The organism is Clostridium sardiniense (assembly GCF_016907995.1).
GTDB lineage: Bacteria > Bacillota > Clostridia > Clostridiales > Clostridiaceae > Clostridium > Clostridium sardiniense.
In genome coordinates this window covers 56,215-67,970 of sequence record NZ_JAFBDA010000001.1, presented here as the reverse complement: position 1 = coordinate 67,970, position 11,756 = coordinate 56,215, and the positions used below count along the sequence as shown (strand labels likewise).

The 11,756-nt window shown below is 28.9% G+C and carries 10 protein-coding genes; 1 reads left to right on the top strand and 9 read right to left on the bottom strand.

The window, feature by feature from the left end; translation table 11 throughout:
- Nucleotides 1-335 precede the first annotated feature (335 nt).
- The 6 genes from JOC62_RS00230 to JOC62_RS00205 all read right to left on the bottom strand — a co-directional run bounded on the left by JOC62_RS00230 (nt 336) and on the right by JOC62_RS00205 (nt 7,900).
- On the bottom strand, nt 336-923 hold the full coding sequence (locus JOC62_RS00230; RefSeq protein WP_204593147.1) for an AAA family ATPase: 588 nt from the start codon (nt 921-923) through the stop codon (nt 336-338).
- 359 nt (nt 924-1,282) lie between these two features.
- Nucleotides 1,283-2,704: an MDR family MFS transporter gene (locus JOC62_RS00225; protein WP_204593146.1), complete on the bottom strand. Its 1,422-nt coding sequence runs from the start codon at nt 2,702-2,704 to the stop codon at nt 1,283-1,285.
- Between the two features lie 6 nt (nt 2,705-2,710).
- On the bottom strand, nt 2,711-3,616 hold the full coding sequence (locus JOC62_RS00220; RefSeq protein WP_204593145.1) for a TetR/AcrR family transcriptional regulator: 906 nt from the start codon (nt 3,614-3,616) through the stop codon (nt 2,711-2,713).
- A 455-nt stretch (nt 3,617-4,071) separates the two neighbouring features.
- Nucleotides 4,072-5,433, bottom strand: coding sequence for a 6-phospho-beta-glucosidase (locus JOC62_RS00215; RefSeq protein ID WP_204593144.1), 1,362 nt, complete (start codon nt 5,431-5,433; stop codon nt 4,072-4,074).
- A 169-nt stretch (nt 5,434-5,602) separates the two neighbouring features.
- The gene (locus JOC62_RS00210) at nt 5,603-7,042 is read right to left on the bottom strand and encodes a glycoside hydrolase family 1 protein (RefSeq protein ID WP_204593143.1); all 1,440 of its coding nucleotides are present in this window, start codon (nt 7,040-7,042) and stop codon (nt 5,603-5,605) included.
- Nucleotides 7,043-7,180: 138 nt separating this feature from the next.
- A complete protein-coding gene (locus JOC62_RS00205; protein WP_204593142.1) occupies nt 7,181-7,900 on the bottom strand; it encodes a MurR/RpiR family transcriptional regulator in 720 nt (239 codons plus the stop codon).
- Nucleotides 7,901-8,051: 151 nt separating this feature from the next.
- On the opposite strand from JOC62_RS00205, the gene JOC62_RS00200 reads away from it, so the two are divergent.
- A complete protein-coding gene (locus tag JOC62_RS00200; protein WP_207758126.1) occupies nt 8,052-8,348 on the top strand; it encodes a hypothetical protein in 297 nt (98 codons plus the stop codon).
- 266 nt (nt 8,349-8,614) lie between these two features.
- On the opposite strand, the gene dltC is transcribed toward JOC62_RS00200, so the two are convergent.
- The 3 genes from dltC to dltA all read right to left on the bottom strand — a co-directional run bounded on the left by dltC (nt 8,615) and on the right by dltA (nt 11,683).
- Complete coding sequence (dltC, locus tag JOC62_RS00195; RefSeq protein ID WP_204593141.1) at nt 8,615-8,842, bottom strand: D-alanine--poly(phosphoribitol) ligase subunit DltC; 228 nt, start codon at nt 8,840-8,842, stop codon at nt 8,615-8,617.
- A gap of 139 nt (nt 8,843-8,981) precedes the next feature.
- On the bottom strand, nt 8,982-10,163 hold the full coding sequence (gene dltB, locus JOC62_RS00190; protein ID WP_204593140.1) for a D-alanyl-lipoteichoic acid biosynthesis protein DltB: 1,182 nt from the start codon (nt 10,161-10,163) through the stop codon (nt 8,982-8,984).
- Complete coding sequence (gene dltA / locus JOC62_RS00185; RefSeq protein WP_204593139.1) at nt 10,163-11,683, bottom strand: D-alanine--poly(phosphoribitol) ligase subunit DltA; 1,521 nt, start codon at nt 11,681-11,683, stop codon at nt 10,163-10,165. The genes dltB and dltA overlap by 1 nt, the downstream gene beginning before the upstream one ends.
- Nucleotides 11,684-11,756: the final 73 nt, after the last annotated feature.

Here is an 11,756-nt window from a genome sequence, read left to right as displayed (position 1 = left end):
CCATAATCTGTGTGGATTCTATTTTTAAAGCTTTTAAGCATGCTCCTTAAAAGCCAAATACAGTAGATATAATTTTATATAAATATCTTCACACTTATTTAGACTATATAATCACACAATACCCTTAAATCTTGTAGTATCAATATAAAAAAGTAGTATTCACTATCTTAATGAACACTACCTTTTCTTACAAATTTCATTGTTATACTTTTCCTACTTTATAACTCTTAATAATCTTAAAATCACTTTTTATATAAAACTACAAGTAATATAAATATAAAATAAAAAAACATGCCTATTAAATATGAACACTTTAATAAACATGTTTTCTAAAATTATTTTTGTGGCATAGCTGCCTTTACTTCTACATCTTCTAATCCTATAATTTCAAGTATCTTCTTAGATCTTTCCTTAGTTGAGCCAGTTATAGTTTCAAACTTAACATTTTCGGCTTCTAAGAAACTTAAGATTGCTTTATCTATTGATTCAGCCATTTCTTCATCTTGCCATCTTACTCCATCCTTCGCATATCCAAATTCTCTTGGTACAAAGAATATGTAATCATACTTTGGCAAATCTCTTAAGGCTAGTATATATAAATCTTTAAGTATTTCTATTTCTTTTACTGTTCTCTTTTTATCACCTAACATGAATCTACCATATATGTAAGGCACAAAAGTTGCATAGTCTGTTATTGCATAATCAAATTCATTTAAGCTTTCTTCTAGTTGTGCTTGTCCTAAATATATACCATATTGTTCTGCGATAGTTTCTATCATACCTTTATCTCTTAAGTAATCAGTGCTATACTCCGTTGCTACTCCAACATTTAAATCTCTTATTTTTAAATCAACATAAAGTTGTTGTATTAATGTAGTCTTTCCACATCTTGGACCACCTAAGATGGCTATTCTTATCGGCATATAATCTCTCCTTCAAACTAATTATATTACCACCATAAGGTAATATTATTGTTTTTTATATTCTCTAAATTTTGAAAACAAAATCATTATATCAGTTTAACCGACAATTTTCAATAAAATTCGCACTTAGAGGGAGTAGCAAGATATGACAGTTGCTACTCCCTCTAATTATGATTTAAGTAATTTTATATATATTTTTTTATATCTAACTATTTATGTTAATTTTGTCTTTTTCCACATCTAAATATTTATCTCTGACGTTTATATCTTATATTTAGATTCTTTTTCTATTAGACAAATTCACCTTTTATAGTTATTCTTCAATAGACTATTTTGAGTTTATCTTCTTATAATATTAATTAGTTAACTTGAGCATCTTCTTTTGGTTTTTTCTTAACAACAAATACTGCTATAATTAATGAAATTAATGTAAGAACTCCTGATGCAGCAAAAGCAATATTCATTCCGTGTATTTGTGCAAGTTGTGGATTTAATATTCCTGATTTTAAAGCTGCTTTAGTCATTAATGTAACTAATATTGCAGTACCAATTGAACCTGCAACTTGTCTCATTGTATTATTTACAGCAGTTCCGTGTGATAAATCTTCTTTTCTTAATGTGTTTAAACCAGCTGTAGTTAAAGGCATCATAAACATTGACATACCTAAAAGACGAACTGAATACGCAAATGTTATAAGTTCAATCTTTGTATCAGCACCTAAGAATGATAATCCAAATGTACCAGCTGTTAGAAGAGTTAATCCAATTATTGAAAGAAGTCTTGCTCCAAATTTATCAAATAACTTACCAGTTATAGGGTTCATTATTCCCATTATTATTGCACCTGGCATAAGCATAAGTCCTGAATCAAGTGCTGAATATCCTCTTGCCATTTGAATATACATTGGTAATATTAACTCTGCTGAAACAAGTCCAGCATATGCTATCATTATTATTATTGTTGTATATGTGAATGTCATACTCTTAAATACTCTTAAGTTTAACATTGGCTTCTTGCTTGAAAGTTGTTTCCATGTAAATATAATAAGTGAAACTATACCTAGTATTAATGGAATTAATACTTTTGCATTATCCCATCCATCAGTACCTGCATTACTAAATCCAAGTAATAATCCTCCAAAACCTAAAGTTGATGTAATCACTGATATAATGTCTAATTTTATTTTGTTTGATTCTTTTATATTCTTAAGCGCAAAAAATGCAAATACTAAATCAATAATACATATAGGTGTTATTAAGTGGAATAAATCTCTCCAAGGATGACTATCTACTATAACTCCTGCAAGTGTTGGTCCTATAGCTGGTGCAAAGGCAATTATTATCCCTACAACCCCCATAGCAAATCCTCTTTTTTCCTTTGGGTATATAACTAAAAATACTGTTTGCATAAGTGGCATTATTATACCAGCCCCTGCTGCTTGTATAATTCTAGCTACAAGTAACATATTAAAACTATTAGAAAATCCTCCAAGTATTGTACCTAGCGTGAATAATCCCATTGATGCAAAAAATAATTTTCTAGTTGAAAATCTATCAATTAGATAGGCTGTACATGGAATCATTATTCCAGTAACTAGCATAAATGCTGTTGTAAGCCACTGTCCTGTTGTTGGTGATATATTTAAATCTTTCATTATTGTTGGAAGTGCTGTTGTAATAAGTGTACCATTTAAAAATGATACAAAACCTCCAATTAAAAATACCGCTGATATAAGTATCGGGTTAAATTTTTTCTTTTCTCTTATGTTTTCTTCACTCATAAAATTTTATCCTTTCGTTTTTATTCCGTTCCATATATGCTTCAAATAATTAGCATGCTCTTTTAATTCTTCATTATTGCTTATATACATTATTAAGGCTTCTATAATTACCTTGTTGCTATTCTCCTTTAGACCTTCTAGCTCTAACAAGGTTATTGCTTCTAATACCTTTTCTCTGTCCATTACTGAAGATGATGTTACTACTATTGATTTTATTTTTGCTATTTTAAATCTCCACTCTTTTCTTAGATATTCTAAATCCAAATTAAATTTATCATTCTTAGTAAAAGCTTCTGTAATGTCTACTGGTATAAGTGGTTTATCTTCTTTGTGTTTATTTATAAGAGCTGTAGTTGAGCTTACTATAAATTTTGCTATATCTCTATAGTTCCCTGTTGCAATCTCTCTGATTGCAAATATAACTACAAATTCTTTAATCATACCTTTTAAACATAATGTTATATCCCAAACTATTGATTTTATACTTTCTCCATATGCTTCAATTAATATATCTTTCAATTGATTTGTCATATAAATCTTGTTAGACAAAATTATATTTCTCACACTCTCTTCTTTTTTTATTGATTCATTCTGGGCCATCATCAAAGAAAATTCCCTATCGACTGAAAAATGTTTGAATAATACATATATTTTTTCTTCATACTTCTCCATAGGCGATAAATCTTTGTTAAGATCTACTCCTCCAATAAGTCTCATCATTTGGTTATTAAAAGATTTTATTATCTCAATTAGTATATCTTCTTTAGAGTTAAAGCATTTATAAATTGTAGCTTTTGAAATATTGCATGCTTTAGCAATATCTTGAACAGATGTTGACATATACCCTCTTTTAGAAAATAAATATGTTGCTGTATTGATTATTTCCTCTTTTTTCTCATTAATTAAATCCAACCTATTATCTCCATATTTATAATTTATTTATAAAAACTATACGGTTTTTTAAAGAACTATATAGTTTTCATTATGAGATTATATTACTTTAAATATTTAGAGTCAATTAGTTAGCCGCCTAATTAACACTTAATTCACATCATTTTCATCTAAATTTCTATAATATAAATTAATTGTTTTTAATTTACATTTAGGTCATTTTCTATATTCAACAATTATTTTATATAAAACTACTAATTTATTTTAAAAATGTATTACTCTTTCTTATAAAGCTTCCAAAAGTTCTAACTTTTATATACTTCAAAACAAAAAAGGAGGAATAACTCCTCCTTTTACACTATCTTACTTTTAAAATTCTCTATTTAACCCATAGATGATTTTATAGTAGACAATTAATTTTATACTTTACTAATTTAAAAATATTAGGTTTAAATCTAATATTTATATTAAGACTACTAGAACTCTGCTAAGTTAACCTTCTCAATCACGTCTATCGCTTTAGAGAATTGAGGTAAATACTTCTTATGTGCAACTAACATATCATTTAATAACTTTCTTCCTCTTATATCATCCCCAACTAGTGGATTAGTTACCATAGCCAAAAGTGCTGTATTGTAATCTCCTGTATAAGCTGCCTCTGCTGCTAATCTTTCAAATGCTTTTATTTGAGATGTTAATCCTTGAGCTGCTATTGGAAGCTCTCCAACTGTCTCAACTGGTACTGGACCATCTTTTGTAATATAACAACTTACTTCAATTGCTGAATTATCATCAAATTGCTTAAGGGTTCCATTATTCTTTGTATTTACAGCAACTACATTTCTCTTGTCATTATATATGCCATTTATGACATTGCAAGCTACATCTGAGTAATGTGCGCCCCCTCTTTTTGAAAGTTCTTCAGGTTTTACATCTAAATCTTTATTCTTATAAAGTTCAAATAACTTCTCTTCAAGTTTCATTACAACTTCTGCTCTTGTTTTGCCTTCTTCATATTCTTTTAATTCATCTGAAAGCATGTCTCTCTTTTTGTAATAGTATCTATGATATGGACATGGCATTACTCCAAATGCTCTTATAAATGCAGCATCCCATCCTAAAGCTTTTATATTTGCCATACTATGATCATCTTCTGAGAATATCATTTTTTCAATTACTTCATTACTTACATCTTTTCCATCTAAATAAGCTCTTTCTGCATAAACCATATGATTAAGTCCTGCGAAATCTACTTGTATTCTATCTTTCTCTACTCCTAAAGTTTCTGCAATTGCAAATTCCATTCCTATTGGTACATTACAAACACCAACAACTTTCTTGTGAACTCCATATCTAAGTAATGCTTCTGTCACAATTCCTGCTGGATTTGTAAAGTTTATAAGCCATGCATCTGGACAAAGTTCTCTTATATCTTTAGCTATATCTAAAATTACAGGAACCGTTCTTAATGCTTTAAATAATCCACCTGGTCCATTTGTTTCTTGTCCTAAGAATCCATAGCTTAAAGGAATTCTTTCGTCTTTAGCTCTTGCTTTTAAAAGGCCTACTCTCAATTGGGTTGTTACAAAGTCAGCATCCTTTAAAGCTTCTCTTCTATCAAGAGTTAAATGAATCTCCATAGGAACTCCCGCTTTTTCTACCATTCTCTTTGCAAGTGCTCCTACTATTTCAAGCTTCTCTTTTCCATCTTCAATATCAACTAACCAATACTCTGATACCGGCATTTCATCATATCTTTTTAATATTCCTTCTACTAACTCTGGAGTATAGCTTGACCCACCACCAATAGTTACAATTTTAAGACCTTTTTTACTCATATATTCCACCCACTTTATTAAATTTGCATATAGCATAATATTTTAGACGTTTTCTAAACTTTATATATAAGAGAAACCTATAAAAGCTTTCTCAAATTATTAAATTAGATTTTATCTGTATAATAATAACGGATTCATCTTGATAATGCTTATTTTTAAAATTATTAATCTAAAGTTCCTCTCCATTAGTTTCTATAACTTTCTTGTACCAATAGAAACTATCTTTCTTATATCTCTTCATCTCTTTTTCATCATCTTCATCCCTATCAATATAGACAAATCCATATCTCTTTTGATATCCATTAAGCCAGCTTAAAAGATCAGTAAAGGACCATGTGCAGTATCCAATTAAATCAACACCATCATTTACGGCTTCCTTACATGCTTCTATATGTTTCTTTAAATATTTAATTCTATATTCATCATGGATTTCTCCATTTTCTAATTTGTCGTATTCTCCTAATCCATTTTCAGTTATAAGTATTGGGATATTATATCTGCTTGTGATTCTTCTCATACCTATTCTTAAACCTTCAGGATCAATTTCCCAATCCCAATTTGTAGCTTCAAGATTTGGATTTTTTATTGTTTTGAATACTCCTGGAATTCCAGTTTCTTTAGATGTACCTTTTTTACCTGTAGTATTAAATGTACCACTATCATCAACTCCACCTTCTAATGAATTCATCTCAACTGTTGTTGTTTGATAATAATTAACACCCATAAAATCTGGAACACCTTCTTTAAGAAGTTCCATATCTCCTTCTTCTATAATTGGTTCGATGCCCATTCTTTCCATGTATCTAAATACTACCTTTGGATATTCTCCTCTACAGTAAACATCAAGCCACCAATGAACATTAAATTCTTCTGCATTCTCCATTGCAAGTACATCTTTTGGTTTACATGAATATGCATAATTAGGCGATAGAGCAAAACTTGGTCCTATCTTACCATCTTTAACATATTCTCTAAATGATTTTATTGCTTTTGCATTAGCTAAACTTGCAATATGATTTGCTTGTATCATCCTTTTGAAGTTTCTTACCTTTGGTGGGTGAAGTGCTAATCTATATCCAAGACCTATAAATATATTTTGTTCATTTAATGTAACCCAGTACTTAACTCTATCTCCAAATCTCTTATATAAAATTATACAGTAATTATTAAAGTCATCTATTATTTCTCTAGACTCCCATCCCTTATAAAGGTCTTGAAGGGCTTGTGGTAAATCCCAATGATATATTGTAATTATTGGTTCAATATTATGTTTTATTAATTCATCTATTAAATTATCATAGAATTTTAAACCTTCTTCGTTAACTTCACCTCTACCCCTTGGGAATATTCTAGTCCATGAAATAGAAAATCTATAGGCCTTAAGTCCCATATCAGCCATAAGCTTAACATCTTCCTTATATCTATTATAATGGTCTACTGCTACATCACCATTTGTATTCTTAAAAGTATTCCCTGGTACTTTAACATATTCATCCCATATTGAAGGTCCTTTTCCATCTGCATCATGTGCTCCTTCAACTTGATATGCTGCTGATGCTGATCCCCATAAAAAATTTTCTTTAAATCCATCTAACTTTTCATAAAACATACTTATTACCTCCAGCTATCTTCTCATCTGCTTTTATACCCTAATTATATTTTCAAAAATTCACTAAGTAAATGCTATTATACTCTTAAAAAACATGTACCATCATTAAGTAATATGTTTTATACATAAAACATCCTGTTACAGGTTAATCATTCTTTTTCCTATATCTTCAATCATATATAAAACAGGAATTTGAGTTGTTGCTTCATGGGTTCCTCTCTTCTGTTGTGGAACATAGTATGCAAGCTTTATGTCTGAAAAATTTGCTATAGTACAGTTTTTGCTATTTGTAATAGATATTATTTTTCCTCCTGCACTTTTCATTCTATTTATATGTGTTATAGCACTTGGGTTCTCTCCTGATACTGAGAATACAAATGTTACACTTCCTTCTGCATATATACCTTCAGTAGGATAATATGGATCTGTTATTGAAAGAGAGAATTTCCCAAGACCTGCAAAATATCTAGATGCATAGCTTGCCATAGCCCCTGAGCTTCCAACGCCAACACAAAATACATACTTAGCCTCCTTAAGTGCAACTGCAGCTTCTTCTAAATCATTTTTAAAATTATCATTATTAGCTCTATTTAAAAATTCTATTATTATACTTTTATCATCCTTTATATTTACACTTTCATTTTCTTCTAAAAACATTTTTAATTTAATTTTAAATTCAGAAAACCCTTCACAACCAAATTTTTTACAAAATCTAAGTATCGTAGTCGTTGATACATGAGCTTCATCTGCAAGTTCCCTTATTCTCATATAAATTACAGTATTTTTATTTTTCATTATGTAATCATAAACACCAAACTCTAAATCATTAAGACTTTTTATTTCATTAACGTCAAACATAAATAACTCTCCTTTTATTCTTTTCTTAAAAACTACCATATTTATTCCTATTCTAATACAAATATCCTTATAGTAAAATAATTAAATTTTTATAATTCATGTATTAATATATTTAAATTACAAAAACTATTTTTGTAGGAGGCGATATAAATTGAATAAGAATACGAAGCATAAAATCGGTGATATATCTAGTGCTACAAAAGTTCATGAAGAGTACTCAAACGTATATCTTCCTGATGAAAGAACAGGCTACCATCCTAATGATGAGGATCTAGTAAGCAAAGCTCCAAATGGTGATATTACACCTATTCCTAACCCTGCTACTGATCCTATAGTATGTAATAATATCTCATGGCCAGAATTTGACTATACTGAAAGCATGGCAGATGAAATGAATGACTTTGAAGATGCATCAGGAATAAATAGAGATATGCAAGATAACAAATAATTGAGTGTCCTGTATAAACTAAAATAACTAAATTAAGCGTCAAAAAGAGAGTTCAATATTTAAAATAAGAATATTGAACTCTCTTTCTGTATTAAACCATTAATAATTTAAAGTTTAGCTAATTTACTTCACATATAATATAAAACAAAACATAAAGAATTTATAACTAAAAATAACTTACTATTACTTTACATAACACATAATATAAAACAAAACCCAATCTTTAATAGATTGGGTCTTAAATTTATAATTACTTTTTAAATTAATTATCTAGTTTCTAAGAATGCTACTAGGTTATTAACAGTTGCCATATCTGATCTTTCTAGATCTGTTGGTTGAAGTTTTATTCCTAGTCTTTCTTCTATTTGTAATAATACTTCTATTATTGCAAGTGAATCTAAAAGTCCAGCTTCAAATAAATTTAATTCTAAGTCATCTCTTATTTCGTCGCATCCAGTTACTTCTTCAAAAATTTCTATTACTTGTTCTTGCATTTTCCTCTATCTCCCTTATATTTAAATCAAATTCTTTAAAAATCTCTATCTTCTATTTTAGCTATAAAATCTTTTTTTTCTATAAAGTTTATATAAAATTTACATAAATTTATTTTAAGTAATTATTAAGCTTTAAATTTTACTTCACTATGTGGAAGTATCCTGAGAATATTAACAAACCAAAACATGCTATGTGGAATGTTATTATTATCTGTATAACTTGGAACCATTTTTCTTTCTTATGAGCTTTATAGAATTTTGATTTCTTTTGATATATATCAGTTAATACTAAAACTACACCTTGATAAATACCATAAACTATGTAATACCAAGTTAATCCATGCCAAAATCCCATTGTAAGCATTGTAATAATTTGTGCAACATGGGCTGCTGTAGCTCTCTTTTTAAATCTCTTCTTTCTCATTGAACTGATTACAAACCTTGAGAATATATAATCACCAAACCACCTTGAAAGTGATATATGCCATCTTGTCCAGAACTCTTTCATATCTTTACTTATGAATGGTTTATCAAAGTTATCTGGTGCCTTTATTCCAAATATATAACTTGTGCCAACAGCAAAAAGGCTGTATCCTCCAAAGTCAAAGAATAAGTATAAACTATAAGCATACATATAACTTAAAGCTCTTAAAAATGTCATATGGTCTGTATGAATTTTAGTAAGCCATAAAGTATTTATAATAAATGCTATAACAAACTTATATCCAACACCCATAATTATTTTCTTAATACCTGGCATTAAATAATCATTTATATATTCATCTTTTGGTATTTTCTTTTCTAAATCTTTTTCAAATCTTCTTGATCTATCAATAGGTCCTGAACTTAATGTTGGGAAGAATAATATAAAGTAAAAGAATGTACTAGGTTTTACTTCTGTTATTGCTCCATCATATATTTCTATAACCATTTGAATAGCTCTAAAGTTTAAATAAGATATTCCTATAAATCCTATTATCCCAATTTTTGCGTGGGGGAATAATACATTAAAATGTGGTGATAGTTTATTTATTATTACTGGAAGCATTGATGCAAACAGGAATAATCTATATACAAGTTTGCTCTCTGTTCTCCTTCTAACAAACAAGTAACCATAAACTATAAGTGTTTCCCATATAATAAATATACATAGGAATTTAAACTGTACATTTATTCCAACTATAAGGAATATCATAAATGCAGTTGCAATCATTCCATATATTTTTATCTTTTTACCGCAGATTCCTAAAACTATTGCAGGAATTGCTGTTAATAATAGTATGTATAGATAAAAATAATCTCCATATTGTGAAAAAGTCATTACATTTCCTCCATAAGTTTCTTTCTATCTATTTTTCCGTTTACGTTTGTTGGGAACTTATCTATTACCTTAATGCTTCTTGGTATCATGTATCCTGGAATAAACTTCTCTAATCCTTTTTTGATAATCATACCATTTTTTAAATTGCTTAAATCATTCTTTTCTTTAAGTTCTACTATTCCTTGAAGATAAGCAATCTTTTCATCTTTGTATATTGGAATAACTACAGCATTCCTTACATTCTCAACTTTTCTTAAGTTGTTTTCTATATCTTCTATTTCAATTCTGAATCCATTAAGCTTTATTTGGAAGTCCTTTCTTCCACAGTAGTATATTCGCTCATCTAATATGTAAGCCATATCCCCTGTTTTATATGCTCTAAACTTCTCTCCGTTAAAATTATCATAATAGAACACTTCATTAGTTTTTTCTGCATTATTGAAATAACCCTTTGAAACTGACTTACCTATTATTACAACTTCTCCCTTTTCTCCAGCTTTTACATCTTGTCCATTTTCATCAACAACTCTAATTCTTGTTGTTTCCATAACTATTCCAACTGGAAGACTCTTTTCATCTTCAAGCATTTCTACAGTTATATCATTTGCACTTATTCCAACTGTTGCTTCTGTTGGTCCATATCCATTTATTATTCTAGTACTCGGGAATCTTTCCATAAGCTCTTTTGAAAGATTCTTTGGAAGAACTTCTCCTATAAATATCATTGATTCTAGGTGCTCTAGCATTTCACTGTTAAAACTTGCTTCTGTTACACAAACTCCAGCAAATGATGGTGTTGAGACCCATATATTCATCTTTGATTCGTCTAATTGCTTAAATAACTCTTTATAGTCTGCTAAAGTCTTCTTTGATAATGAGAATAATGTAGCACCATGAGTTAATCCTGGATATATAGTTGTTACTGAAAGATCAAATGAATATGCCGCTTGGTTCATTATAACTTTTTCGCTTCCATCAATGTTTAAGTATTCACTTATCCATTCAACGAAATTATCTATATTGTTGCTACTTATTTGTACTCCTTTTGGCTTTCCTGTACTTCCTGAAGTAAATAGGATATAAGCATTCTCATCTTCCTTTACCCATGCCTCTTCCATTATTACTTCATCTTTATAGTCTTCAATTATTCTTTCAAGTTCTTCTTGATTAATTACTTTAACATCTTCTCCGAAAACTTCTTTTTCTAAAGTACTAAAATTAAATACTATCTTAGGTTTAACTTCTTCTGTTACGTTTAATACTCTATCTAATGGAAAACTTATGTCTAGTGGTACATAAGCTCTTCCTGATTTTAATGCTCCTATCATACAAGCCATTATTAAATTATCTTTATTTCCGTATATAACTATAGGAGTATTATCATTATGATTTTCTTTTAAATATGCTCCTATACTTTCTGAAAATCTATCTAAATCTTTATATGTAAGTTCTTCTCCATCACATTTTAAAGCTATTCTATTAGTTTTAGCATATTTTTTAATCCCTTTAATTATTTCCATATCAATATCCTCCTAAGTTAAAATTCATTATATATAAATGGTATTTGCTTAAATGGCGCAAATGTAAATACTA

Bases quoted from the DNA above. Each gene is read 5' to 3' on its own strand.
- JOC62_RS00230 (WP_204593147.1), bottom strand. From the start codon at position 923: ATGCCGATAAGAATAGCCATCTTAGGTGGTCCAAGATGTGGAAAGACT.
- JOC62_RS00225 (WP_204593146.1), bottom strand. From the start codon at position 2,704: ATGAGTGAAGAAAACATAAGAGAAAAGAAAAAATTTAACCCGATACTT.
- JOC62_RS00215 (WP_204593144.1), bottom strand. From the start codon at position 5,433: ATGAGTAAAAAAGGTCTTAAAATTGTAACTATTGGTGGTGGGTCAAGC.
- JOC62_RS00210 (WP_204593143.1), bottom strand. From the start codon at position 7,042: ATGTTTTATGAAAAGTTAGATGGATTTAAAGAAAATTTTTTATGGGGA.
- JOC62_RS00205 (WP_204593142.1), bottom strand. From the start codon at position 7,900: ATGTTTGACGTTAATGAAATAAAAAGTCTTAATGATTTAGAGTTTGGT.
- dltC (WP_204593141.1), bottom strand. From the start codon at position 8,842: ATGCAAGAACAAGTAATAGAAATTTTTGAAGAAGTAACTGGATGCGAC.
- dltB (WP_204593140.1), bottom strand. From the start codon at position 10,163: ATGACTTTTTCACAATATGGAGATTATTTTTATCTATACATACTATTA.
- dltA (WP_204593139.1), bottom strand. From the start codon at position 11,683: ATGGAAATAATTAAAGGGATTAAAAAATATGCTAAAACTAATAGAATA.